Genomic DNA, 25,924 nt, shown 5'->3' with positions numbered 1-25,924 from the left:
AAGGGAGGTCGGGAGGGATTCTATGCCAACTTTTACTTCAAATGATGCTCAAATCAATTATCAAACCATTGGTGATGTATCTAAGCCTGCAATCGTATTTTCAAATTCTTTAGGCACTCAATTCAGTATGTGGCAAGCCCAGATTGATGTTTTGAAGAATGATTTTTATGTGGTCTGTTATGACACCCGTGGACATGGTCAGTCCTCTGCCCCACAGGGGCCCTACACGCTTGAGCAATTGGGTCAAGATGTAGTGAATTTACTCGATCATTTAAATATTCAAAAGTCAGCATTCTGCGGTATTTCAATGGGAGGACTGACGGGTCAATGGTTAGCCATCCACTATCCTGAACGTTTCAGCCATGTCATTGTAAGCAATACGGCTGCTAAAATTGGTCAAGAGCAAGCATGGAATGATCGTGCTAAGTTGGTTCGTGAACAAGGTTTAGCACAAATTGCATCAACGGCGGCAGGTCGTTGGTTTACAGATCCCTTTATCCAAAGCAACCCAGCAGTGATTGAAGAACTTTCAAACGACTTAGGAGCTGGCTGCCCAGAAGGTTATGCCAGTTGCTGTGAGGCTTTAGCTCAAGCAGATTTGAGAAAAGCCATTCAAACCATTTCAATTCCAGTTTTAGTCATTGTAGGTCAGCAAGATCCTGTAACAACGGTCAAAGATGGACAATTCATGGTGAATCAGATTCGTAACAGTGCTTTATTTGAGATTGATGCATCGCATATTTCGAATATTGAACAGCCTCAAGCGTTTAATAATGTGATTTTGGATTTTATTCAATAATTGAGAAATGCCCTGTTGAGGGCATTTTCTATTCTAAATTTGAGATATTTCCAATTTTTTATAAATTCGGAATTTTTTATTTGTTCGAAAACTTTCTCAATTGTCGAGTCCGAGTCAGTAAGCCAAGAATTTTACGTCGTTCCATAATATCATCTGCATCAAAAGACAATTTTTCTATTAACTGTTCGATGTCTAAATGATTATTTTCAATTAAAAAAATATCTTGTTCTTTACTCCATTTTTCATTGCTCAGTTGAATTTTGAGTTTCTTTATATTGACTCTATTCATACGATGAATACTCTTAGCAATCGACAATAAAATAAATTTAACAACCATGAGTCGCCAAAACACTTCAGGTTTTTAAGCGAAAAATTAAACGATGTTCAGATACTTATTTTAGCTTATAAGGCTATTATTAAGTCTCCTCACTATTATTAAGTCTTTTAAGATAGAAAATTTCAGTTCAGACTTTGTAAATGAGCACTACTAAACTACTAATTGAAGAGAAATACATTCTAAAGTTATCAATACGTCGAAATCTCTTTATAATATCTCCGCATATCTGCAGAGTTCCTCGTATTAGGCAAGACTCTCACCCAGTTTTAAGTCCCTTTCTGATTTACGATTCGGCTTAGTTTTTTATATTTTTAGTGTTAACGATCAATTTGAGCGATAACAACTTTTAGGTGCCTTCATGGAAATCAAAGTCAATTATCTTGACAATCTTCGACAAGAAGCCAAGTTCGATGACTTTTCAGTAATCGCTGACCAACCGATCCGCTATAAAGGCGATGGCTCTGCGCCAGGTCCTTTTGATTATTTTCTTGCATCTTCCGCACTCTGTGCTGCTTACTTTGTAAAAGTGTATTGTGCTGCACGCGATATTCCTACAGAGAATATTCGTCTTTCGCAAAATAATATAGTCGATCCTGAAAATCGCTATAAACAGATTTTTAAAATTCAGGTTGAATTACCAGCAGATATTTCTGAAAAAGACCGTCAGGGAATCTTGAGATCCATCGACCGATGCACCGTAAAAAAAGTGATTCAGACTGGTCCAGAATTTATCATTGAAGAAGTGGAAAGTATCGATGCTGATGCGCAAGCATTGCTCATTCCAACGCTCGCTTCAGAAAGTAAAACGATTATTGCGGGTAAAGATTTACCGCTTGAAGAAACCATTGCCAATATGTCTGCGATTTTGGCAGGTCTAGGTATGAAAATCGAAATCGCATCATGGCGTAATATCGTACCCAATGTGTGGTCATTGCATATCCGTGATGCGCAATCTCCAATGTGCTTTACCAATGGTAAAGGTTCGACCAAAGAAAGTGCTTTAGCATCGGCATTAGGTGAGTTCATTGAGCGTTTAAACTGTAACTTCTTCTATAACGATCAGTTTTGGGGTGAAGAGATTGCCAATGCTGCGTTCGTTCATTATCCAGATGAAAAATGGTTCCAACCCGGTCCTGACGGCGAATTACCCAAAGAAATCTTAGATGAATATACGTTAGCCATTTACGATCCTGAAGATGAGCTTCTAGGAACACATTTGTATGACACTAACTCTGGGAATACTGAGCGTGGTATCTGTTCACTTCCCTTTGTGCGTCAATCTGACGGTGAAATGGTCTACTTCCCTTCTAATTTGATTGAAAACCTATACCTTTCAAATGGCATGAGCGCTGGCAATACCTTGGCAGAAGCTCAAGTTCAATGTCTGTCAGAAATCTTTGAACGTGCCGTGAAAAAAGAAATTTTGGAAGGTGAAATTACACTTCCAGATGTTCCAAGCGAAGTTTTAGCAAAATATCCAAAAATTGTTGCTGGTATACAAGGTTTAGAGGAACAAGGTTTCCCTGTTTTGGTCAAAGATGCATCATTAGGTGGTCAATTCCCTGTGATGTGTGTGACGCTGATGAATCCACGTACAGGCGGTGTTTTTGCTTCTTTTGGTGCACATCCTAATTTTGAAGTCGCATTAGAACGTAGCCTCACTGAATTATTGCAAGGTCGTAGTTTTGAAGGCTTAAATGATTTACCAAAGCCAACCTTTAGCACCAATGCTGTCACTGAACCAAACAACTTCGTTGAACATTTCATTGACTCAAGTGGTGTAGTGTCTTGGCGTTTTTTTAGCTCAAAATCAGACCATGAATTTGTAGAATGGGATTTTACAGCGCAAGGTGAAAATTCAAATGCCGAAGAAGCTGAAAAATTATTTGGCATTCTTAAAGACATGGACAAAGAAGTCTATATGGCGGTCTATAAGCATCTAGGTGCAACAGCATGCCGTATTTTAGTACCTGGCTATTCTGAAGTGTATTTGGTTGAAGACCTCGTGTGGGACAATACCAATAAATCACTCGGCTTCCGTGAAGATATTCTGCATATTCACCGTTTAGAAGATGATGCTTTAGAAGCACTGCTTGAGCGTTTAGAAGAATGTGATTCTGATGACTATACTGAAATCAAAACCCTGATCGGTATTGAGTTTGATGACAATACTGAATGGGGTCAATTGACCATTCTTGAGCTTAAGCTTCTGATTAACCTTGCGTTAAAAGAATTTGAAGAAGCCAAAGATCTCGTTGAAGCATTCCTACAATACAACACCAATACGGTTGAACGTGGTCTGTTCTATCAGTGCATGAATGTGGTACTCGAAGTCGAACTCGATGACGAGATGGAGCTGTCTGATTACGAATATAACTTCCGCCGTATGTTTGGTGAAGAACGTATGAATGCTGTACTTGGCTCTATCCATGGCGATGTGAAATTCTATGGTTTGGCTCAAACGAGTATGAAGCTAGAAGGCCTAGACCGTCATCTTCGACTGATCGAAAGCTATAAAAAATTGCATGCTGCTCGCGCTAAGTTTGTCGCTACGCAGTAAATTGCTATACAACAAAAAAGGAGCAATTTCAGATAATTGCTCCTTTTTTATTCTTACTTAATAGTCATTTAAACGACTAAGTTAAATGCATATTGAAAATCATCTGAATCAATATTATTTTCTGTATAAATTTTAACGGTATCAATCAAACATAGAATCAATTGGGTCTTTAGCTACTCAAAAGATACATTCTAACAATCAAAAGTAGTACGATCAGTGTAATCAACACAATACCCTTATTCAAAATTGCTTTTAAATCACTACTTTTAAATCATTACTTTTAAATCAATACTCCCTGTACTGTATCTCCCTCACCTAAAGTTTTATTTGCAGGAATTCTAACAATGGAATTGGCGAACATTAAGTTGCTGAGCATATGTGATTGTTGTTTTTCCAAACTGTTGACCTTCATTTTTGTTTGATCAACGTTGACGTGCATTCTCAAGAATCGTTCACGGCGATCCATTTTTAAATCATGTTGAAGTTCTGCACTGAACCAATTCAATGCCTTGCTCTGACCTTGAAGAGATTGAATTAAAGTAGATGCGTAAATTTGCATACCGATATAGACCGCAGCGGGGTTTCCAGGCAGTCCAAGTAAATAACAAGTTTGGGATTCTGATTTTTTAGTTTGAGGTTTAAATTGAGCAAAAAACATCGGTTTGCCGGGCTTTTGTTTCACTTTCCAAAATATTTGCTTAAAGCCTTGTTTGAGTGCCATAGGTCTGATGAAATCATAATCCCCAACGGAAACACCACCAGTCGTGATAATGACCTCATATTGAGTTTTCAATTCATTCAACAACGTCGAAACTCGTTCAGCAGAATCCTCCACATGCATTATGTCGACGTGTTTCATTTGTGATTTAAACCATGCTTCAACTAAGGGTGCGTTAGCATCAAATATCTTACCGGACTGTAAATCAGCAACATGATCAACAACTTCATCACCTGTAATCACAGCAGCAATTTTAGGGTATCGATAAACTTCTACCTGTTTAATCCCTGCCATACTTAAAGCAGCAATTGCACCAATATTTAACTGTTGTCCAATATCTGCCAATAATTGACCTTTTGAAATTTCTTCACCTGCATCACGAATATCTGTGTGTGATTTAAGTGAGGAGGTCAGTTTAATCATATTGTTCTTTTGATCCAACTCAACAATTTCTTGTCGGGCTACCGTGCAGGTATTTTTTGGAATTTTAGTTCCTGTAAAAATACGAACTGCCTGACCATTCTTTAATTCCAACTCAACAAGCTGACCAGCTCGGATCTCACCAATTAAGTCAAATTGGCTGCGAATCTCAATCATTTGATCTGAGCAAATGGCATATCCATCCACAGCACTTTGTGAGAATAAGGGTAGTTCAATTTCAGCATAAATGGGCTTTGCCAAATAATGATTCAAGGCATCCTTCAGCAATATGATTTCAGTTGATAACGGTTGCGTATGATTAACCATCATCTCTAAAGCTTGATTGACTGAGATCAAGCCTTCTTCGGCACCACATCCACTAGGTTCATGTTCAAATGGATGAAGTATTGAAGAATCAGTAGGAGTTGTTGTTCTCAATTTTTCTTCGGTTGGCTCATTGAATAATTGATTCATTGATAGCCTCCTGCATGCGGAATATTTTTTTGAACATCAAATAGATGAACCAATGCAGGAAGTACTGCAATCAAAGACTCTTTGGCACCTTGACGACTTCCAGGTAAAGTCATGACAAGACTATGGTCAATATACCCAGCCACACCACGACTCAATGCCGCATAAGGCGTACGCTTTTGTCCAAAACTACGAGAGGCTTCCATCAACCCTGGAATTTCCCGCCTCAATAAGGGCTGTATTGTTTCAACCGTTAAATCCTTAGGACCTAAACCTGTTCCCCCAACGGTTAAAATTAAAGGATATTGATTTTTTTGTTGTTCGATCAGCGCTAATAATTGTTCTGGACTATCAGGAATGACTTGATAACGAATATCGCTAAAATTGGCGTTTTCTAAGATGTCTAAGACATTTTGTCCCGCAGTATCTGGTTTCTTACCTGAAGCCACGGTATCTGATAAAACAATTACAGAAGCCTTTAGACACTGTTTAAGTACACGCGTAAAATGTGACTTGCCACCTTTCTTTTGACGAAGTTTGACCTGATCCAAGCATAAATCTTCAGGTTCACAGTGTGGTTTGAGCATATCGTAAAGTGTTAGTCCTGCTAGACTCACAGCGGTCAATGCTTCCATTTCTACCCCAGTCGGACCAATGGTTTCCACTGTTGCAATGATTTCGACATGGGCTTCAAAAAGTTCATATTCAATATCAGCGCGATATATCGGTAAAGGATGACATAGAGGAATCAGCTCATCAGTTCGCTTGGCACCCAATATACCTGCGATTCGGGCAGTTTTAAGCGCATCACCTTTTTCAGTATTGCCATGACGAAGCAATTCTATGCAATGTGATGGTGCATGAAGTACACCCGATGCAATTGCTGTGCGGTAACTCTCAGGCTTCATTCCAACATTTTTCATTGCAAAACCTTTTTATGATTCAATTTATAGATTCATTCTTAAGAGCAAATTTTTTAAAATTTTGATCTATGACTTGGTCGATAAAATTAGACAATCGTGTGTTGATTATGTGTAGGTGCAGAATGATGGTCATGCTTAAGTCCATGTACATGGTCTTTACGGATACAACACCCTTCTACAAACTCACTGCTTCCATCGGCATAGAATTCTTCCTTCCAAACTGGAACTTCGTGTTTTACCCGCTCAACGGCCTCTTCACATGCAGCAAATGCTTCGCGACGATGATCTGCATAACACATCGCAATAATGGCGGTCTCTCCTATACCTAAAGCTCCAATCCGATGAACGACTCGAACGTAAGACACCTGATACTTCACTTGGACTTCTTGTTCAATTTGACGAATCATTTTTTCTGCAACAGGCGCATAAGCCGTGTATTTCAACGCTTTAACTGCTTTACCATGATGATGATTGCGTACCACACCTACAAAAATACCAACACCACCACATTCCGGAAATTGGGAAGTATCATCAAAATTCTGCTGTGAAAATAATTGATCTTGGATTCGATTAAATTCTTTTAATTGCATATCAGCCACCTGCTACAGGCGATAATAAAACCAAAGTACACTCTTGTTCTAAAAGGCTCTGTCTTGAAATTATGTTCTCTCCAACAGCACATGCACAACGATCAAGCAAACGGGATGCATCAGGATGATTCTGTGTAATTTGATTCAAAACTTCAGAGACCATTGCGCCTTTATCGACTTCAAAACTCAATCGTTCAGGTAATAGTCGCTGAATTGCGCCAAAAGCTTCGATTTTGATCCTCATCATTTGTGTCATCACGTCAGACATAACTAACCTCCGATCATATGCATGCTAATTTTTCGAGAAGGATTTTTTGAATTTTGAATGGCATGAAAGCCTTGTTCTTTATGCCAGATATAATGTTTTAATTTGGCTTGCAGATCATTTTTTGCAGAAGCATTCTCTAAAACTGAATTCTCTACATATGCATTCTTATCTAATGCACTCTCTACAAAGGTATTGCTAGATAATTGCTGAATTTCTTTTTTTATTTTTAAGCCCTGTGGGGCGAACAAGCAGTTAAAAAATTCACCTTGTGCATTTAATCGTAAACGGTCACACGCATGACAAAATGAATGACTAATCGTTGAAATAATGCCTATGGCCGTACCATCAACCAGATAATGACGTGCAGGATTTGAACCTTGCCCTTGACAAATTTCAACTTTAAATCGGCTGCTTAGCTGTTTAAGTATTTCTTGTTCACTGACCACTTGGTTTTGTGACCAGTTCTGATCACCATCTAAAGGCATAAATTCAATAAACCGCTGATCAAAGCCATGTTGTTTAGACCACGTCATCAAATTGATGATTTGATTTTCATTGATACCCTTCATTAAAACCGTATTAATTTTAATGTTAAAACCTGCTTTCTTAGCCGCAAGGATACCTGTTAGAACTGGAGCCAGCGAGCGCTGAGTTATTTGTGCAAATTGGGCTTCATCTAAACTATCTAGACTGATATTTAAGTCATCCAAACCCGATTGCTTCAAATCAGTCGCGTATTTTTTTAAATAATGCCCATTGGTGGTCATGCCGATTCGCTTTAAGCCTATTGATTTAAGGTCTTGTAAGTGCTGAATAAAATCAATCACACCTTGACGTATTAAAGGCTCACCACCCGTAATACGAATCTGCTCAATACCTTGCTGCACCATAAACTTGCAAAATTGATAGAGTTCTTCAAAACTGACTAAAGTATCTTTCTGCATCCATTCTGGATGTTCGGGCATACAGTAAACACACTTAAAATTACATCGATCTGTAATTGAGATCCTTAATTTACGCTTTTGACGCCCAAATTGATCTTGAAATATCGTGGTTTTTTTAAAGTCTGCTTTGAAATCTGCCATGCTATTCATATGCCTGATCCATGACGCTATATGCACCGTGTCACTACGGATTATTCTTTACGCCCTATTTGCTTGCCAAGTAATTAGCAAAAAGTGTTCCAACTTTGGGCTTTGAACAGCTTATTCATCATCTACATCAAATCTAAGCCTGTATATTCAAAAAGGGGGACGTTCAAAATTTTTTTTTACAAAAAGTTAAGTTGTTGATGCTGTTGTAACTCTTCAAGTGAATTGATGCTATGAAAGAAAATATTTTGATTTTTGAAATGTGTGAGTTGCATATCTAATTCGGCAAAGCAGAGCCTTAGACTTCTCTGGCCTTGCTTTAAATGTTGTTCAATTTTAGCCAATGCTGACCTTTTCATTAAACAAAATGGATAAAGTGCTTTTCCATTTAATTGAACTACGGCAACTTCACTTGTTGGATGACATTCGAGGGTTTTGTGTAAGCGAGACAAAACTTTTGAGGAAATGTATGTTACATCGCATGGAATAAATAACACATGATCTGACTGCACATGATGCCACGCGCTTTTCATACCCATCAATGGACCTAGAAAACCACTTTCAGCATCTTTAAAATAACCAACGGATGGAATTATTCTTTTATAAATAGAATGATCCCGATGGCTATTCACCCAGACCTTAGCGACATATGACTTTAGATGTCGATGAATCTTAATGAATTGAATTTCATGGTCAAATTTTTGTAGAAGCTTATTAATACCATTCATCCGCCGTGCTTGCCCCCCCGCTAGAATCACCACGTCAGTTTTTGGATAACTTACGGCTTTTGATACTATTTTTTTCATTCTGTACGCTCCATTTGACAAGCTTTAATCAAACCGCGAATTTCGGGTAGACACGATCCACAATTGCCCCCTGCTTTTAAGCAAGCAGTCACTTGTGTTTCATGCGTAATATTATTTTCATTAATCGCATCAATAATTTTATTCTTACCGACTTTAAAGCAACTACACACCAAAGGACCGTCATTGCTTGCTGCTGATATAGCTTGACCAGCAAGCAGTGCCTTTCGATGCATTGCACTTAAACGTTCTCGTTTAAATAAGCTTGCCACCCAATCGCGGTCTGGTAACAATGCTGAGGGAGCAATGTACAAACTTGCGATCAATACACCATTTTGTAAAATGACGGTATGTGAGATTTGAGCAGAAGAGTCTTCTAAGTTCAGCCATTCAAAGCTTTCATCGGTAAATGGTAATAAGACTTTCAGTTGAGATGTGGTATGACTCAACTTTTGACGGTCTGCTAACTCATAACGGATGGTCTTAGCCATCGTGATTTTGGTCCACCATGCCATCTGATTTAAAGTATTGTGTAATAATGGTTCATATGCTGGGCGAACATAGAGTACGCCCCGCCATTGAGTATAAAAGGGCTGCAACATCACAGGTGTATGTTTAAATTCAGGCTCACCAGACAGTCGATCCACCACTGGATTAACCAGCTTCCCAATCCGAGCATCCGAAGCAACTTGATCATTCCAATGAATGGGCGCAAAAACTTGTCCACGGCGAATATTTTCACTGATCTGGGCTTTGAGCACACAGACTCCCCAAGCTGATTTTAATTCAACCAAGGCTTGGTCTCTAATGCCATATTTCAGTGCATCATTTGGATGAATTTCACAATAGGGTTCAGCACGGTGCGTACTTAAGTTTGCAGATAAACCTGTTCGACTCATGGTATGCCATTGATCCCGAATACGTCCGGTATTTAGTATTAAGGGATACTCAGAACTCACATTATTGACAGGATTTATGGCTTGAGTCGCGATAAATTTTGCTTTGCCATCGGCATGTGCAAACTGACCCTGAGTGAATAATCGCTTAACTGTATCCTCGCTTTGGTTTTTATGCCAAACCGGCCATTGAATAGGCTGCAGGTCGTTATATTCATCTTGAGTTAATTGAGTCAGTCCGTTTAAGTTGAAGTAACGAAAATGTGGCGTATTACCTCTCAAGGATAATTCAGCATTTTGATGTGCAGACAAACAGGCATGTTCTTTAAAAATTTCATAGCTGTTTTTAAAATGAAAACCTTGAAAACCCAATTTTTGTGCGACTTGTGATATTGCCCACCAATCGGGTTTGGTTTCAGCAGGCGCATTTAAAAATGCATGTTGCCGAGTCATCCTGCGTTCCGAGCTAGTGACTGTGCCATCTTTTTCCCCCCACCCCAAAGCAGGTAAGAGTACATCCGCAAAAGCGGTAGTATCCGTCTCCATGCAAATATCAGATACCACCACCATTTCGCATTTTTCTAGCGCACGCTTAATCTGATCTGCATCGGGCATACTGACCACTGGATTGGTCGCCATAATCCAAATCGCTTTAATTTTTCCACTTTCAACAGCATGAAATAAATCAACGGCTTTTAAACCCGCCTGTGTTGCAATACGAGGACTTTGCCAAAAATCTTGCACCAATTGCTGATGTTGAACATTTTCTATATCCAGATGAGCTGCGAGCATATTTGCCAGTCCACCGACTTCACGCCCACCCATTGCATTCGGTTGTCCTGTCATTGAAAAAGGTGCTGAACCCAGTTGACCAATTTTGCCACTGACGAGATGACAATTGATTATGCTATTGGCTTTATCCACCCCACGTGAAGACTGATTCACCCCCATAGAAAATAGCGTCATCACTTTTTTATGTTGAGCAAATTTTTCATAAAACTGCGTTAATTTTTCTACAGAAATAGCTGTGCGTTTAGCCACTGCTTCAAGCGAAGATTCTGGATCACTACTTGCTAAGCTATCTTCAAAACCTTGTGTGTGATGCGAGATAAATTCATGGTCTGCATACCCATGTTGGACTAAATATTGTAATAAGCCATTAAACAGTGCAACGTCTTGACCGGGTAATATCGGTAAATGCAGATCAGCACTTTCACAGGTACTGGTAAAGCGCGGATCAATCACAACAACAAATAAATCTCGATTTTCTTTGATCTTCATCATGCGTTGATAAAGTATAGGATGACACCAAGCGGTGTTGGAGCCGACCAGTACCACCATATCTGTCTGCTCAAAATCTTCATAGCTTGCAGGGACTAGATCTTCTCCAAATGCACGTTTATGCGCTGCGACTGCCGAAGACATACATAAACGAGAATTGGTATCAATATTAGCAGTGCCCAAATACCCTTTTACAAACTTATTCACCACATAATAATCTTCGGTGAGTAACTGTCCTGAGACATAGAAAGCAATACTGTCAGTTCCATATTGATCAATACATTGTTGAAATTTGTCTGCAATAGTATTTAACGCCGTATCCCAATGGATTACTTGTCTAGCTCCTCTGCGACCAATCATCGGTTGTAGCACACGGGTTTCTAAACCCAATGTATCTGCTAAATTACTGCCTTTAATACATAACTTGCCGTAATTTGAAGGATGATTGATGTCACCTTCAATTGACACTTTTTGCCCTAAAAGTGTTTGCGTGACTTTTGCTGACACACCACATCCCACACCACAATATGGACAGGTCGTCTGTGTCACCAAGGTGTCAGATTCACCAGAGCTATGCAACTGCATCAGCGGGATACTATTCATGGCTGCTCAGCTCCTTAATATGTTGATGATCAATTTGAATGGTCGAAACCCATTAAAAATTGAATGAAATATCGCATCGAATATTACAGTTCAATATTTCAGAGGTCTTTTTTGAAATTAATCACTTTTTTTAAATCACTCACTTTATAAAAGACGGTATTTATCCTGCTTTTTTTAATGCAAAATCTTGACCAAACAATAATTTGTTTCGAATGGAAGTAATCGGTGTCTGATCGGCAATCAATTCTGCATACCAAGCGCCATCTTCGGTGTCACCGAATAATACGGCACCAATGACCTTATCTTTTTGGATGATAATGCGTTTGTAAATTTGCCGTTTTTCATCATTTAAAATGATATCTTCAAAATCTTTTTCAGCGCCTGTGTGTTCTAAATCAATGCATCCAGCTGAAAAGACATCGCAACCACTCACTTTAAGCTGGGTGGGAACCGTCGGTGCTTTAAAGGTTAAGCTGCCATGTTCGGCCAAATGTGAGGCACAAATAAAGGCTTGTCCCCATAACGGCTCAACCAAACCAAAGGTTTGATGACGATGCTCAATACACTCACCGACTGCATAGATACGTGGATCAAATGTTTGCATCGTATCATTGACCAAAACACCACGATTACAACGCAATCCCGCACTTTGTGCTAAACTCATATTGGGACGAATACCGACTGCAAAAACCACTAAATCGGCATTAAGAATCGACCCATCTTGCAGATGAATATGGGTGACATGACCATCTTGACCTCTCAAAGATTCAGTATTTGCTTTTGTCATAATACGGATACCTTTTTGCTCAATGGATTGTTTGAGCATTTGGCTGGCTTTCGAATCCAATTGACGATCCATGATGCGATCCATCAAATGTAAAACGGTGACATTCATGCCACGTTGTTTCAGCCCATAGGCGGCTTCAAGTCCAAGCAATCCACCGCCAATCACCACCGCATTTTTTTTCGTTTTGCAATATGCGAGCATATTGTTGACATCATAGATATCACGGAAGCTCATCACACCTTTCAGGTCAGCTCCTTGAATCGGTGGGATAAAGGGTCTTGAACCTGTCGCTAAGATCAAACGGTCATAATCCACAACCTCTCCCTTCTGGGTATGCACTTGTTTACGAGGACGATCAATCCGTACGGCGGCATCACCGGCAATAAATCGAATTCCTTTTTCTACATACCAAGCGTGTGGGTGTAACATGATGTCTTCGATGGTTTTTTCACCTGACAACACTGGGGAAAGCATAATACGGTTATAGTTACCCCACGGCTCTTCACCGATGACTGTGATCTCATAACGATCAGGCGCCATATCCAGTAAATCTTCTAAACAGCGCATACCTGCTAGACCATTCCCAATCAGCACTAATTTCATTTTTTCCTGTGAGGTGCCTGTATTGGTGATATAGGTTTTTTGAGGAGTTGGGCTAATACAAACTTGTCCATTTTCAATTTTGCTTGGAAAGACCAAAAGTTTTTGATCTTTATCTTCTAAACAACGTCCTGTAGCCAAACTGAAATGCTGTTTATAAATGGGTGATGCCACCACACGTTCACCTTGTAAATCACCTACAATCCCACGTGACATCACAAATGCTTGGCTAAACGGATCTTGATTGCTGAGGGCATAGACACGTTTTTCATTGCCAATACGGAAGATCGCAATTTGCTGATTTTGAATGAGTGCACATACACCTGTATTTGGCGTAATTTCATCTAGTGCACAGACCTGTATCCAATTCAGTTCATTCATATCTTGTAAAATTGTCATGTCATTGTTCCTTTATGTCATTGTTCCTTTGTTTTTGTTTTAAGCTTCCACTACAGGAATACGACTCATGTCGCGCTCTGCTTGAGTTTTAGGACGGATTTGTCCGCGAACCTCAGCAAATTGAACGTGTGGATCATGCTGTGCTTCAGCTTTTTCATTCACGAAAGTAATAAAGCGTTTACGAACCTCAGGATCTTCTATTGCAGTGCGCCATTCATCTTGGTACGTTCCAATCACATGGCTCATGCGATGTTCTAACTCATCCGCAATACCAAGAGAATCATGAACAATCACATCTTTAAGATAATCTAGACCACCTTCTAAGTTGTCACGCCATACCGAAGTCCGTTGTAATCGGTCAGCCGTTTGAATGTAGAACATAAAAAAACGGTCGATATAACGAATTAAGGTTTGGGTATCGAGATCAGATGCTAATAGTTCGGCATGACGAGGTTTCATGCCACCATTTCCACACACATATAAATTCCAACCTTTTTCAGTTGCAATCGCACCCACATCTTTACTTTGTGCTTCGGCACATTCACGGGTACAACCTGAGACGGCCATTTTGGTTTTATGCGGGGAACGTAAACCTTTATAACGATTTTCTAAGAGGATGGCTAAACCGACTGAATCATCCACCCCATAACGACACCATGTACTTCCAACACACGATTTCACCGTGCGCAATGATTTACCGTAGGCATGCCCTGATTCAAAACCTGCTTGAATCAGTTTGGTCCAGATTTCTGGTAATTGATGTACTTGTGCGCCAAACATATCGACACGCTGTCCACCCGTGAGTTTGGTATACAGTCCGTATTCTTTGGCAATTTGACCAATGGCAATTAAGCCATCAGGCGTAACTTCACCTCCTGCCATACGCGGTACGACTGAATACGTCCCATCTTTTTGGATATTGCCTAGATAATAATCATTACTGTCTTGTAAGCCAGCATGACTTGGTTTAAGTATAAAATCATTCCAGCAAGACGCTAAGATATTGGCAACCGTTGGTTTACAAATGTCACAGCCCATGCCATGACCATGTTGCTCAATAAGCGTATCAAATGTTTTAATTTCATTGACTCGCACCAAGTGATACAGCTCTTGGCGAGAATAAGCAAAGTGTTCACACAGGTGATTATTGACTGTAACCCCTTGACGTTGTAATTCTGCTTTTAGCACTTGTGTCACAAGTGGCGCACAACCACCACATGCAGTAGCTGCTTTGGTACATTTTTTAAGCGCACCTAACGAGGTTGATCCCTCTACAATCGCTGAACAAATATCAGCTTTAGAAACGTTATTACATGAACAGATGGTTGCACTGTCTGGGAGTAAATCAACACCACTACCTCCCGTTTGTGTCGTGGATTGTGTGTAACCCGGCATAATCAAGCTTTCAGGATTTTCAGGTAAAGCCAATCCGTTCAGCATCATTTGTAATAAGTCATTGTATTCTTTCGCACAACCGACCAAGACGGCTCCAAGCAATCTTGTTTTAGCCGCATCGACCACAATTTTTTTATAAACTTGACTGTCTTCATCTGCATAGAAGTAGCTTAAAGCATTGGGTGTCATTGCATGTGCATCCCCAACTGAGGCGACATCCACGCCCATAAGTTTAAGTTTGGTACTCATATCTGCACCAGCAAACTCATTACATGGATGTTCCATCACATGCTTTGCAGCAATACGCGCCATGTCATAACCGGGTGCAACTAAGCCATAAATCTTATTTTGCCAAAGGGCACACTCCCCTATGGCATAAATATCTGGATGAGATGTTTGACAAAAATCATTAATCGCAATACCACCACGCTCTCCAATGACTAAACCACTTTGACGTGCAAGTTCATCACGAGGACGTATACCGGCTGAGAATAAAATGATATCGGTTTCAAGTTCACTACCATCACCGAACTTCATCACATGTGTGCTTGATGTACCGTCTTCAATACAAGATGTGGCTTTTTGAGTATGAACTTTCACCCCTAAATTTTCGATTTTTGTACGTAGAACGTTTCCGCCCAAATCGTCAATCTGTACCGCCATCAAACGTGGCGCAAATTCGACCACGTGCGTTTCCAAATTCAAATCTCGTAATGCTTTGGCTGCTTCTAGACCCAATAAACCACCACCAATCACCACCCCAGTTTTCGCCTTTAAGCTTGCTTGTTTAAGGGCGTCTAAGTCATCGATGGTGCGGTAAACAAAACAGTGATCACGGTCATTACCTGGAATGGGCGGAACAAAGGCATAAGAGCCTGTTGCCAACACCAATTTATCAAAACTGAATACATCACCTTGGTCTGTGGTGACTGTTTTACTGATTTGATCAATTTCGACTGCTTTAGTGCTTAAACGAAGATCAATCCCATAAGCATCAGCAAAATCTCCGCGACATAAGGTTAAATCTTTCACCGATTTACCACTGAAATATTCAGTCAAATGGACACGGTCATAAGCTAATCGAGGTTCTTCTGCCAAAATTGTGATTTCAACCTCATCACCTGCATGCTCTAACACTGATTCGATAAATTTGTGTCCGACCATGCCATGGCCAATCATGATGATTTTCATATTTGTCTCCAATGCTTTGATTCTTGATCTAACGCTGAGGTTCTAGATTGAATGAATGGCTCAGTTTTGTGCTTCTGCTAGGTTCCGTTCATTCACCGCTTGTTCGAATAAGCGTTGTTCTTTTTCTTTATGTTCGACAGAGAAACGAATCGTCAGTACGCAACTTGCTGCGATAACCACCAGACCACCAAGTATCATGAGTGTGGTTTGAATATCTAACATGCCTTTAAGGAGAAAGCCTGCTGCTACAGCACCCACATTGCCGCCAGCGCCAATAATTCCAGCGACACCGCCCAAAGCATCACGATCAATAAAGGGTACCAATGCATAGGTTGCCCCACATGCCATATGAGTAAACAGCGCGAAGACCGTCATTGCTAGGATGGCAAGCATTGCCGAATTCATTTGAGAGAACAGAATAAGGAATAGACCTTCGAAAAGAATCATGCCGAACAATACTTTCGTACGACCATCTAAGCCTTTTTTAGTGGCAACTTTATCCGAGACAATGCCACCCAAAGCACGTGCAAATAGCGCTAACAGACCGAAGATCCCTGCGGCCATCCCTGCTTCTTTTAACCCAAATTGGAAATTTTCCACGTAATACATCGCAACGATGTTATGAATAAAAATTTCGATCCCGAAACATGCTGCATAAGCCCCAAATAGAATCCAAACCCGATAGTTACGGGCAGCATGCATTAAGATCGCCATACCGCCTTTTTTATCAGAACCAACTGATACACCTTGCTCACGTAATTCTTTAAAGTTTCCTTGCGGCGCATCTTGCGTAAATTTCCAATACATCACACCAACGAGCAGCATAAGTACACCTGGGACAACCAAGGCAATTCTCCATCCCATCGTTTGCTCAACACCAAACATCACCAAGGCTGCTAGCATGAGTGGCATTAACACTTGTGTTGCACCCCCTCCAGCATTTCCCCAACCTGCTGTTGTAGCATTAGCGGTACCGACCACATTGGGAGCAAACATGATACTGGTGTGATATTGCGTGATGACAAAGCTTGCCCCAATGGCACCGATGAGTAAGCGGAAAAACAAAAATGACTCATAGCTATTTGCTGAAGCTACCCCAAACACAGGAATACTGCCGAGGATCAGTAAGACCGTATAGGTTTTGCGTGGGCCGTATTTATCGCAGAGCGGTCCAACGATCAGACGAACAAGAATGGTGATCGCAACCGCTGCAATATTAATATTGGCGATTTGATCTTTGGTTAAATTGAACTCACCTGCGATTACAGGCATGAGCGGTGCACAAGCGAACCATGCAAAAAAACAGACAAAAAAAGCAAGCCAACTCATATGGAAGGCTCTCATCGCAGCATCACTAAAGTTAAATAAACTAATTTTTGTTACTTTTTTAGCATTCAAATTTGTAGACATCATCCGTCTCCACCTGAACTGAACGTATTGGATTATTCACTGCACCAAAGGTGAAATGAATTCGATCAGAACGGACGTCGTTGGCCGTCTCACAAATTTTTAAAGTCTTCTTTGACTTGTAGGTGGAAAAGCATAGAGTGTGCCAACTGATATATTTTTTTAATTTAGTCATTTTTTATCAATGAATTAAATGCTGAAAACAAATATTTAATTACCCCATTAAATTGAATTGATTTCATTTTCATCTCATGTATAAAAATAATACGCTTTTAAAATTGCCTTAAATCTGCACATCAACGTCACTTTTTAGTGCAAAACCATCGATCAAAAAATCGATATAACTCCCCATCCTGTTGAACACAAGTGCGTAACTGAACGTAGATAATCAAAAAACCTGATTTTTGGTCTACTTTTTGCTTGTGTTTTGTGTTTTCTGCATTTTAGGTATTCCCTGACTTTAATATGCCAAATCTTAAAATTGCACTTATAGATGACGACCTTGAACGTGCTTCTTATATTCGGAAATCCTTAGTTGAACATGACTTTGATGTCGTAGCTTGCTTATCGATTGACCATCTCAATAGTACTAATTTGAACAGCTTAAATGCTGATGTCATTTTATTGGACATGGACCATCCACACCGAGATATTATCGAAAGCTGTGTCAGCCAATTTGATTTGCCAACTGTGCTTTTCACCCAGAATTCAAATAAAGAAACCATTCGAAGTGCAATTGATGCAGGTGTGACTGCTTATATCGTAGATGGCATTGATCCAGCTAAATTAGACAGTATTTTAGAAATCTCGATTGAACAGTTTAAAAAGCACAAGAAACTCATCAATGATTTGGCTGAAACCAAATGCAAACTTGCTGATCGTAAAGATATTGAAAAAGCCAAAGTATTATTAATGCAAATGCAGACACTCACTGAAGATCAAGCCTTTCAATTGCTTAGAAAAAATGCCATGAGCCATCGTATGACGATGGGAGAAATGGCACGCCGTTTACTCGATGCTCAAGCATTACTTCAATCACAATTTAAAGACTAAAGTGATTAAATTGACTTAATTTTCAATAATGCACTCAACGGAAATTAACCATTAAAAATGGCACAGGATGAATCAGGAATACATTATGTCAAATTTAGAAAAAAACCAGATCCAACTTGGCTATATCCCTTTGCTCGACTGTATTGCACTGTTGTGGGCGGAACATCGTGGCTTTTTTAATGAAGTGGGTTTAAATGTTGAATTGGTGCGTGAAGCTTCGTGGGCAAGCTTAAGAGATCGCTTGGCATTTGGATTTTTAGATGCGGCGCATTGTCTATCCGCAATGCTTCCCGCAGCAGCAATTGGTCAAGATCAATTGGGAATTCCGCTTAAAACGCCACTGATATTAAGTCAAAATCGTGCCTTTATTACTTTAAGTCAGAAACTTTGCTTTGAGCTTGGGATCCATGCTGAGGATGCACCTTTAATATCGGCTGAGAAAATCGTTGAAGCCATGATAAAAGATAAATATTTAAGCAAAACTATTAAATTTGCACATGTGTTTAAACAGTCGATTCATCATTATTGTCTAAGAGAATGGCTTGCTTTAGCTGATCAAAATTTAGCAAAAAAAATCCAACTTCAAACCCTACCTCCTCCATATATGGTCGAAGCTTTAAATAATCACCACATCGATGGATTCTGTGTGGGTGAGCCTTGGAACACCGAAGCTGAAATCATGGGCATTGGACATAAAATAATCTCTAGCCAAGCGATTATCCCCGCTGTGGCAGATAAAGTATTGGCGGTAACTGATGAATGGGCAACCTGCAACCCCAATACCTTAAAAGCCTTATGTCATGCTATCCAAAAAGCACAGCAGGAACTCCAGCAGTTAGAAAATTTTAAGGATGTTTGGGATTTACTCATCAAATTTCATATCATCCGTTTTGAATGTTCTGAAACAATTCATGTCCAAAAATACCATGCTATTCAAAATATTATTCGCAGCTTTGTTGATAATGATATTTCGCCGGATCCTAACGACTTCAAATGGCTCATGGCTCAAATGCAGAAATGGGATGATGTCATTTTCATAGAAAATCAAATTAATGACATTAGTCACAATTGCATTATTTCTTTAGAAAAGTAATTTCTAGCGATTTAAATCGCTTGATCATTAAGAACATTTTAAGTTTCGTTGTTTAGCATGAACTCATCCAAATTTTTAATGTTTCAGGCATGTTCAAAGAATTAAAGCTAATCTCTAAAATTTCACATGTTTCCCTGTCGACATTTAATTTATGTATGGCGGTGTGGCTCAGTATTGGTCTCAATTTTTTATTTTTTCAAAAACTCGCATCTTTGACAACGCATCAAGGCATTCAATATTTCTTATTTATCATCGCCTCAGCGGGCGTGATCATTTCCATCTACAATTTCATTTTCCAGATCATTCATTGGAAAATCAACGCCAAACTTTGTTCTTTTTTATGGATAATTTTAGGTGGTCTCAGTGCTTACTTTGTGAATAGTTTAGGTGCTGTGATCAATGCTGATCAAATTCAAAATATGATGCAGACCGATCATCGTGAAGCATTTGATTTGCTAAATTTTAATTTTTTGATATGGCTAATTCTATTTATCTGTCTACCTTTAATTGTTTTATTTACAGTCAAAATTAAACCCGAAAATATCAAAACAACCCTTTTAAAAAAACTCATTCATATTTCTGCATCACTATTGATTTTGATGGGTTTTATATTTGCCTATTATGTGGATTATGTCGCGATATTTAGAGAAAATCGTGATTTAAAAGGAATGATTTCTCCGCAAAATGTCGTGGCTTCATCATGGTCATATTATCAAAAGCAAACACCGCAACAAAACCTTCCCTTAATTCATTATGGTGAAGATGCGCATCTGATTCAAAATACTCGGACAGTATCAACACCCAAAATCATGCTATTGGTGGTCGGTGAAACGGCTCGTGCAGAAAGTTTTTCGCTCAATGGTTATGCAAAACCAACCAATCCAGAGCTGTCTAAATTAGATTTAATCAACTTTTCAAATGTCAGCTCATGCGGTACAGCCACAGCCGTTTCAGTTCCATGCATGTTTTCTGGAATGACTCGTGATCATTACGATGCCAAACTCGCACATCATCGTGAAGGGTTGCTTGATATTGCACAACGAACGGGCTACAAAGTCACTTGGATTGATAATAATTCGGGCTGTAAAGATGTCTGTAATCGTGTTGAACAATTTGTCATTTCCCCCGTACTCAAAACTAAATGGTGTAGTTCAGATGGAGAGTGCTCCGATGAAATTTTAGTGGATAGCTTAAAATCCTATCTCAAGCAATTAGCTACACATGATCCACAGTCACATCTCATCGTTTTGCATCAAATAGGGAGTCATGGTCCAGCCTATTACAAACGTAGCCCAACTGAATTTCAACGCTTTAAACCAACCTGTGATACCAATGCGATTCAGAGCTGTAGCCAAGAAGAGATTTTAAATAGTTATGACAATTCAATCCTGTATACCGATCATATCTTGAGTCAATTGATCGGGACATTAAAAATAGCCTCAAATTATCAAACCGCATTTTGGTATCTATCTGATCATGGTGAATCTACAGGTGAAAGTGGCTTGTATTTACATGGCGCACCCTATGCTATTGCACCCACTCAGCAAAAACACATTCCCATGATGATGTGGTTCTCAAAGCAATGGCAGGAAAATCAACCTTTGGATTTGAGTTGCTTATCACAACTAAAAAAATCAACATTATCGCAAGACAACGTATTTCCAACTCTGATAAATTTGTTGGGTATAAAAACAAATACAGCTGATCCACATTTGAATATGCTTCAGCAATGCCAAACGATCACTGCATCGAGAGCTTAGTCATGTATAAAATTCTCATTATCGAAGATGACTTTATGATTGCTGAATCAACGCTCACATTGTTGCAATACCATCATTTTGAAGTTGACTGGGTCAACAACGGATTTGATGGGTTAAAGAAAATATCAGAACAACAATATGATGTGGTGTTACTCGATTTGGGCTTACCGATGATGGATGGCATGCAAGTCTTAAAGCATATTCGTCAAACTCAGAGCCAATTGCCTGTTTTAATTATTTCTGCGCGTGATCAGCTGCATAATCGTGTGGAAGGTTTAAACCACGGTGCTGATGATTATTTAGTGAAACCCTATGAGTTTGAGGAGCTTTTAGCTCGAATTCAGGCGTTGATTCGCCGTAGTGCCCAAGTCACCACCACTGATCAATCCCCAAAGCTACATTATGGTCATCTCACCCTTGATGTTGAACAGCATATTGCGCATTTTGATAATGACATTATTGAATTTTCGAACCGTGAATGGGCTTTGCTCATTCCTCTCATGAGTCATCCCAATAAAATTTTTTCCAAGTCTAATTTGGAAGAAAAAATGTATGACATTGACAGTGAAGTGTATAGCAATACCATTGAGGTCTATATACACCATATCCGTGCCAAGCTCGGTAAAAACTTCATTCGTAATGTTCGCGGTTTAGGCTATCGCCTTGGCAGTGAAGCCATCAAATCATGAAAAACAAACCCTATTCACTTCAAAAAAAGCTCATTCTTTATACTTCGTTATTTAGTGTGCTTATGGGGTGTTTATTGGTGTTTTCTGCGTATCGTATAGCGCTTGAAGAAACCAATGAAATTTTAGATGCACAAATGCGGAATCTTGCAGAACGTGTTGCTAAATTTAATCCTCAACCTGTGCAATCTCAATTTGATCATCTTAAGCATTATTATGAAGAAGACTTATTTGTTGATGTTTGGCACTATCAAGACAATAACCATTTAACTCACCAATTTCAGTTGTTGGTGAACCCTGTTCGCACTTCAGGCTTTTACCTTCAAGCAACACCTCATGGTGAATGGCAAACTTATGTTATTCCGCTTAAAGGTTTGCAAATTCAAGTCAGTCAACAAAAATCAGTACGCCAGAATCTTGCGCTTGAACTGGCTTGGAATATGTTTCTGCCCTATCTGATCATTATGCCTTTCGCCATTTGGGGTTTAAGTTATATTATTCGACGTAGTTTTAAGCCGATTGAAAATTTTAAATCTGAGCTGATTGAACGCAAACCCAATGAACTCACTCCGATTTGTTCAGATCATTATCCCATTGAAATTGTACCCAGCATCCAAGAAATCAATCATTTATTTCAACGGATCTCTGATGCACAACTCGAACAAAAACAATTTGTTGCCGATGCCGCACACGAGTTGAGAACCCCAATTACGGCTCTAAATTTACAGACACAAATTTTATTACGAGAACTTCCACATCATGCATCGTTAATGAAACTGAGTCATGGTTTGGCACGAATACAACATTTGGTCAGCCAACTGTTGAGTTTAGCCAAACAAGATGCATTTGTACTGAATCAAGAACACGAACGATATTTTTTAATTAATGAGGTGGCTATCCAGTGCGTTGAACAGCTGATCCACCTTGCGATTGAAAAAGAGATCGACCTCGGCATGGAACGACAAGAAGATGTGAAGATCCTTAGTCAAGAATCTGGTGTACATTCCATTATTTATAATTTGATTGACAATGCAATTAAATACACCCCGAACCAAGGCGTCATCAACGTTTCAGCATTTTTAGAACAAGATCAAGCGATCATTTACATTGAGGATAGTGGGCCAGGCATTCCGCCTGATCAATACGAACAAATTCTTAAACGTTTCTACCGTGTCCATCAGCACCTTGAAACTGGGAGTGGTTTAGGGCTTTCGATCGTAGATAAAGCGACTGAACGACTCGGCGGGAAAATCATTTTTCAAAAAAGTGAGCAGCTCGGCGGATTGCATGTCATTGTTCAGATCCCTTTACACAATGATTTATCTCGCAATGTCGTGTCTTAAAACTTTAATGATTTAAGACTTTGTAATTTCAGCATAAGATTGATCAGTTGGTCTATATATGGCTCGATGAATCTATTCATCCTAAGTACTCCATCATTCAAATTCTTTTGCATCCATGCCTTTTAACTCATTTTTCAAATACTGATTTTTTAAGATCAGGATAACTGATGGTATATACCAATACATTGATAAACCAGATGATCCAGCCCGTCCATAGGTTATGACTCAAAAAATGTGCCCCACGCATCATCTGTGCCCAGCCCATCCCAAATCCTAAAATGATGCCTGCAATCAGATAAAATATTGCACGACGATGATGTTTAACTCGATAAACAAAATAACCCACCATTAAGGCAAAACCTGTGGAGGCATGACCACCTGGGAAGCAATGTCCAGCTATTTGATTAAAATTCCATGTGTATGATTGACCGATAGGAACAACCATATCCCACGGACAGGCATGGTTGGATTGTGATTTCAAAATTCCAATCACCGATGTCGACAGAATGAGCATAACAAATAAATAAAGATAGGTTGCTCGCATTAATCGCAGTTGTCTGGACTTAAAAGAAGCGATCCATAGCCCAAGAAAACTTATATACACAATGATCAGAAGCTGCTTCACATATTGATGATTTAGTGTATCCAAATACCAGTCATGTTTTAATACGAACTCCCCATGAGGACTCATCCAAAATTGGATGAGTTTAAGGTCAAATGCTCCACCAATCGGAAAAAAATGGATTAAAACCAAAAGTGAAATGATGAGCAGTAAAAATTGGAGATAAATAAAGCTTAGCGGTTTTTGCATTATTGATTTTTATACTCAAAAATACGATTCAATAATGAATGACTTAAACCAGCCTTAATTTTGATGGCTGTATTTTAATTGTTTTAATTTTTCTGAAATTTTAGCTCTCACCCTGAGATAAAACTTTAAAATTCAACATATTTCAAATCCAATTCATGATTATCCACTTTGAATCGTGTGGACATGATTGAAAATCCACGATAGATTAAAATATGATCAACAATAAAGATCTCGCTCTTCATTTCTTAATAATTCACTAAAATCTATATTTCACCTTGATATCTAAATTTACGCATACATGGATGTATAAGCAAAATGAACCCGATCACCATCCCATTTAAAAAACATCATATTCAAGCCGATTGATTTCTATGGTGATTTTTCAGATTTAGACAAAACCATATTGCTTATGGCACATGGCTTAGCCGGAGAGAAACAATGTGGATTAGCTGAGTTTGCAGAGTTCTATCATCATTTGGGCTTAAATGTCTGTGTTTTTGATTACCGAGGATTTGGACAAAGTACAGGTTCGGTAAAATGCTTAGTTGATAAAAGCAGTTAACTTGATGATTGGCAAACCGTGATTGATTATCTAAAGGATCAATTGAATATATCGACTCAAAATATGATTCTTTGGGGATACTCGTTTAGCGGTGGTCATGTCATGACCTTGGCGAGTCAAACCACATTTAAAGCTGTCATTTCCAATTTTCCGCACGTGGATGGTCTTGCTAGTTTGACCCTGTATCCTAAACAGTATTTAGTTCCCGCTATGCTGATTGCATTACAAGATTTAGCACTCGCACCTTTGGGTAAAATAAAAAACATGCCTGTCGTTGCTCAAGATCGTTTTGCCATTCTGGCGGGTGAAGATTGTTACGAAGGTTATCATTCAATTATTCCAAAAAGCGTTCATTGGGAGAATGCTGTACCTGCAAGAATTGTAGCCACTATTGGACTTTATCGCCCTATTGCAATCGCGTCAAAAATCACCTCACCTACACTCATTGTTGGCGCTCAAAATGACTCTCTCATTCCGATTGAAGCTACGCGTAAGACTGCAAAAAAAGTTCCAAATGCACAATATGAAGAATTTGAATGTGGTCATTTTGACTTATTCCATGAGCCTTTTAAATCTCAGATTTTAGATCAGCACCTCAACTTTATACGCTCCATACTTTCTCTTAAGCATAATTAGGCGACGAACGATAAAATCAAAAACCTCTAGATTCATTGAGGAAGCATCGAACCTCATCATTTTTAATCAATTGAATGACCTTTTGATTGAATAGACCTCTTGCGAAAGTCGTTATTGCAAGTTTATCCGGTTTACCAGTGCAGCGATTAAGCTAATGCGTAAACCGAATCGCTTGCGTCTATTTCGGTAGCGTTCACTCAATATTCTAAATGTTTTTAATTGACGATTGATGTGTTCAATCACAATTCGTATTTCTCCAATGATTTTATTGTACTTTTTCTCAATATCAGATAAGGCAGAATTCTTCTTTTTCTTAATAGGAGTCAATAGCTTAAATCCACGCTCCTCTAGTCCATGATACCCTAAATCAGTAACCACATATTCACAATGCTTGAATTTTGCAATCGTTTTTCTTGCCAATTTAATGTCATGTTGACTACC

General features: G+C 39.2%; 22 protein-coding genes. 9 read left to right on the top strand and 13 right to left on the bottom strand.

Features of this window, described 5'->3' with window-relative positions:
- The first annotated feature begins 22 nt into the window (after positions 1–22).
- Positions 23–799, top strand: coding sequence for a 3-oxoadipate enol-lactonase (pcaD, locus tag AC5YD2_RS06310; RefSeq protein ID WP_496125511.1), 777 nt, complete (start codon positions 23–25; stop codon positions 797–799).
- A 76-nt stretch (positions 800–875) separates the two neighbouring features.
- On the opposite strand, the gene AC5YD2_RS06305 is transcribed toward pcaD, so the two are convergent.
- Positions 876–1,088 (bottom strand): hypothetical protein, encoded by a 213-nt coding sequence (locus tag AC5YD2_RS06305; RefSeq protein WP_496125563.1) that lies wholly within the window; start codon positions 1,086–1,088, stop codon positions 876–878.
- Positions 1,089–1,494: 406 nt separating this feature from the next.
- Here AC5YD2_RS06305 and AC5YD2_RS06300 point away from each other — a divergent pair, with 406 nt between their 5' ends.
- The gene (locus AC5YD2_RS06300; RefSeq protein ID WP_496125510.1) at positions 1,495–3,696 is read left to right on the top strand and encodes an OsmC domain/YcaO domain-containing protein; all 2,202 of its coding nucleotides are present in this window, start codon (positions 1,495–1,497) and stop codon (positions 3,694–3,696) included.
- Between the two features lie 280 nt (positions 3,697–3,976).
- On the opposite strand, the gene AC5YD2_RS06295 is transcribed toward AC5YD2_RS06300, so the two are convergent.
- From AC5YD2_RS06295 to AC5YD2_RS06250, 10 genes are all read right to left on the bottom strand, one after another.
- Positions 3,977–5,308 carry a molybdopterin molybdotransferase MoeA gene (locus AC5YD2_RS06295; protein WP_496125509.1) on the bottom strand — a complete coding sequence of 444 codons (1,332 nt, stop codon included), beginning with the start codon at positions 5,306–5,308 and terminating at the stop codon, positions 3,977–3,979.
- Positions 5,305–6,228: a bifunctional molybdenum cofactor biosynthesis protein MoaC/MoaB gene (gene moaCB / locus AC5YD2_RS06290; RefSeq protein WP_496125508.1), complete on the bottom strand. Its 924-nt coding sequence runs from the start codon at positions 6,226–6,228 to the stop codon at positions 5,305–5,307. Before moaCB ends, AC5YD2_RS06295 begins: the two co-directional genes overlap by 4 nt.
- 86 nt (positions 6,229–6,314) lie before the next feature.
- Positions 6,315–6,818: a molybdenum cofactor biosynthesis protein MoaE gene (locus tag AC5YD2_RS06285; protein ID WP_496125507.1), complete on the bottom strand. Its 504-nt coding sequence runs from the start codon at positions 6,816–6,818 to the stop codon at positions 6,315–6,317.
- Between the two features lies 1 nt (position 6,819).
- Positions 6,820–7,074, bottom strand: coding sequence for a MoaD/ThiS family protein (locus tag AC5YD2_RS06280; protein WP_496125562.1), 255 nt, complete (start codon positions 7,072–7,074; stop codon positions 6,820–6,822).
- 14 nt (positions 7,075–7,088) lie between these two features.
- Positions 7,089–8,180, bottom strand: a complete 1,092-nt coding sequence (gene moaA, locus AC5YD2_RS06275) for a GTP 3',8-cyclase MoaA (protein WP_496125506.1) — start codon at positions 8,178–8,180, stop codon at positions 7,089–7,091.
- Between the two features lie 176 nt (positions 8,181–8,356).
- Positions 8,357–8,983, bottom strand: coding sequence for a molybdenum cofactor guanylyltransferase (gene mobA / locus AC5YD2_RS06270; RefSeq protein WP_496125505.1), 627 nt, complete (start codon positions 8,981–8,983; stop codon positions 8,357–8,359).
- Entirely contained in the window at positions 8,980–11,760 is a 2,781-nt protein-coding gene (locus tag AC5YD2_RS06265; RefSeq protein ID WP_496125504.1) for a molybdopterin-dependent oxidoreductase, read from the bottom strand. Before AC5YD2_RS06265 ends, mobA begins: the two co-directional genes overlap by 4 nt.
- A gap of 160 nt (positions 11,761–11,920) precedes the next feature.
- Positions 11,921–13,546, bottom strand: a complete 1,626-nt coding sequence (gene nirD, locus AC5YD2_RS06260; protein ID WP_496125503.1) for a nitrite reductase small subunit NirD — start codon at positions 13,544–13,546, stop codon at positions 11,921–11,923.
- A gap of 39 nt (positions 13,547–13,585) precedes the next feature.
- Positions 13,586–16,132, bottom strand: coding sequence for a nitrite reductase large subunit NirB (nirB, locus tag AC5YD2_RS06255; RefSeq protein WP_496125502.1), 2,547 nt, complete (start codon positions 16,130–16,132; stop codon positions 13,586–13,588).
- A 60-nt stretch (positions 16,133–16,192) separates the two neighbouring features.
- On the bottom strand, positions 16,193–17,542 hold the full coding sequence (locus AC5YD2_RS06250; protein ID WP_496125501.1) for an MFS transporter: 1,350 nt from the start codon (positions 17,540–17,542) through the stop codon (positions 16,193–16,195).
- Between the two features lie 462 nt (positions 17,543–18,004).
- Between AC5YD2_RS06250 and AC5YD2_RS06245 the strand changes: the two genes are divergently transcribed.
- The 5 genes from AC5YD2_RS06245 (at position 18,005) to AC5YD2_RS06225 (ending at position 23,474) form a co-directional block, all read left to right on the top strand.
- On the top strand, positions 18,005–18,592 hold the full coding sequence (locus AC5YD2_RS06245) for an ANTAR domain-containing response regulator (RefSeq protein ID WP_496125500.1): 588 nt from the start codon (positions 18,005–18,007) through the stop codon (positions 18,590–18,592).
- A gap of 85 nt (positions 18,593–18,677) precedes the next feature.
- Complete coding sequence (locus AC5YD2_RS06240; RefSeq protein ID WP_496125499.1) at positions 18,678–19,685, top strand: ABC transporter substrate-binding protein; 1,008 nt, start codon at positions 18,678–18,680, stop codon at positions 19,683–19,685.
- An 89-nt stretch (positions 19,686–19,774) separates the two neighbouring features.
- Positions 19,775–21,445 (top strand): phosphoethanolamine transferase, encoded by a 1,671-nt coding sequence (locus tag AC5YD2_RS06235; RefSeq protein ID WP_496125498.1) that lies wholly within the window; start codon positions 19,775–19,777, stop codon positions 21,443–21,445.
- A gap of 2 nt (positions 21,446–21,447) precedes the next feature.
- Entirely contained in the window at positions 21,448–22,134 is a 687-nt protein-coding gene (locus AC5YD2_RS06230; RefSeq protein WP_496125497.1) for a response regulator transcription factor, read from the top strand.
- Positions 22,131–23,474, top strand: a complete 1,344-nt coding sequence (locus AC5YD2_RS06225; RefSeq protein ID WP_496125496.1) for a sensor histidine kinase — start codon at positions 22,131–22,133, stop codon at positions 23,472–23,474. Before AC5YD2_RS06230 ends, AC5YD2_RS06225 begins: the two co-directional genes overlap by 4 nt.
- Before the next feature lie 127 nt (positions 23,475–23,601).
- Here AC5YD2_RS06225 and AC5YD2_RS06220 read toward each other — a convergent pair whose 3' ends face one another.
- Positions 23,602–24,285: a phosphatase PAP2 family protein gene (locus AC5YD2_RS06220; RefSeq protein ID WP_496125495.1), complete on the bottom strand. Its 684-nt coding sequence runs from the start codon at positions 24,283–24,285 to the stop codon at positions 23,602–23,604.
- Between the two features lie 409 nt (positions 24,286–24,694).
- Here AC5YD2_RS06220 and AC5YD2_RS06215 point away from each other — a divergent pair, with 409 nt between their 5' ends.
- Both AC5YD2_RS06215 and AC5YD2_RS06210 read left to right on the top strand, forming a co-directional pair.
- The gene (locus AC5YD2_RS06215) at positions 24,695–24,847 is read left to right on the top strand and encodes a hypothetical protein (protein ID WP_496125494.1); all 153 of its coding nucleotides are present in this window, start codon (positions 24,695–24,697) and stop codon (positions 24,845–24,847) included.
- Between the two features lie 63 nt (positions 24,848–24,910).
- Complete coding sequence (locus AC5YD2_RS06210) at positions 24,911–25,483, top strand: alpha/beta fold hydrolase (protein WP_496125493.1); 573 nt, start codon at positions 24,911–24,913, stop codon at positions 25,481–25,483.
- Positions 25,484–25,594: 111 nt separating this feature from the next.
- Here AC5YD2_RS06210 and AC5YD2_RS06205 read toward each other — a convergent pair.
- Positions 25,595–25,924 (bottom strand): transposase family protein (locus AC5YD2_RS06205; RefSeq protein WP_496125492.1); only part of this gene is annotated, 330 nt, incomplete at its 5' end.

Source organism: Acinetobacter sp. CY73, from assembly GCF_059515865.1.
This window is presented reverse-complemented; position numbering and strand designations above follow the sequence as displayed.

Coding starts and splice junctions, on each gene's coding strand:
- pcaD (WP_496125511.1), top strand. CDS start 23: ATGCCAACTTTTACTTCAAATGATGCTCAAATCAATTATCAAACCATT.
- AC5YD2_RS06305 (WP_496125563.1), bottom strand. CDS start 1,088: ATGAATAGAGTCAATATAAAGAAACTCAAAATTCAACTGAGCAATGAA.
- AC5YD2_RS06300 (WP_496125510.1), top strand. CDS start 1,495: ATGGAAATCAAAGTCAATTATCTTGACAATCTTCGACAAGAAGCCAAG.
- AC5YD2_RS06295 (WP_496125509.1), bottom strand. CDS start 5,308: ATGAATCAATTATTCAATGAGCCAACCGAAGAAAAATTGAGAACAACA.
- moaCB (WP_496125508.1), bottom strand. CDS start 6,228: ATGAAAAATGTTGGAATGAAGCCTGAGAGTTACCGCACAGCAATTGCA.
- AC5YD2_RS06285 (WP_496125507.1), bottom strand. CDS start 6,818: ATGCAATTAAAAGAATTTAATCGAATCCAAGATCAATTATTTTCACAG.
- AC5YD2_RS06280 (WP_496125562.1), bottom strand. CDS start 7,074: ATGACACAAATGATGAGGATCAAAATCGAAGCTTTTGGCGCAATTCAG.
- moaA (WP_496125506.1), bottom strand. CDS start 8,180: ATGAATAGCATGGCAGATTTCAAAGCAGACTTTAAAAAAACCACGATA.
- mobA (WP_496125505.1), bottom strand. CDS start 8,983: ATGAAAAAAATAGTATCAAAAGCCGTAAGTTATCCAAAAACTGACGTG.
- AC5YD2_RS06265 (WP_496125504.1), bottom strand. CDS start 11,760: ATGAATAGTATCCCGCTGATGCAGTTGCATAGCTCTGGTGAATCTGAC.
- nirD (WP_496125503.1), bottom strand. CDS start 13,546: ATGACAATTTTACAAGATATGAATGAACTGAATTGGATACAGGTCTGT.
- nirB (WP_496125502.1), bottom strand. CDS start 16,132: ATGAAAATCATCATGATTGGCCATGGCATGGTCGGACACAAATTTATC.
- AC5YD2_RS06250 (WP_496125501.1), bottom strand. CDS start 17,542: ATGTCTACAAATTTGAATGCTAAAAAAGTAACAAAAATTAGTTTATTT.
- AC5YD2_RS06245 (WP_496125500.1), top strand. CDS start 18,005: ATGCCAAATCTTAAAATTGCACTTATAGATGACGACCTTGAACGTGCT.
- AC5YD2_RS06240 (WP_496125499.1), top strand. CDS start 18,678: ATGTCAAATTTAGAAAAAAACCAGATCCAACTTGGCTATATCCCTTTG.
- AC5YD2_RS06235 (WP_496125498.1), top strand. CDS start 19,775: ATGTTCAAAGAATTAAAGCTAATCTCTAAAATTTCACATGTTTCCCTG.
- AC5YD2_RS06230 (WP_496125497.1), top strand. CDS start 21,448: ATGTATAAAATTCTCATTATCGAAGATGACTTTATGATTGCTGAATCA.
- AC5YD2_RS06225 (WP_496125496.1), top strand. CDS start 22,131: ATGAAAAACAAACCCTATTCACTTCAAAAAAAGCTCATTCTTTATACT.
- AC5YD2_RS06220 (WP_496125495.1), bottom strand. CDS start 24,285: ATGCAAAAACCGCTAAGCTTTATTTATCTCCAATTTTTACTGCTCATC.
- AC5YD2_RS06215 (WP_496125494.1), top strand. CDS start 24,695: ATGGCACATGGCTTAGCCGGAGAGAAACAATGTGGATTAGCTGAGTTT.
- AC5YD2_RS06210 (WP_496125493.1), top strand. CDS start 24,911: ATGATTCTTTGGGGATACTCGTTTAGCGGTGGTCATGTCATGACCTTG.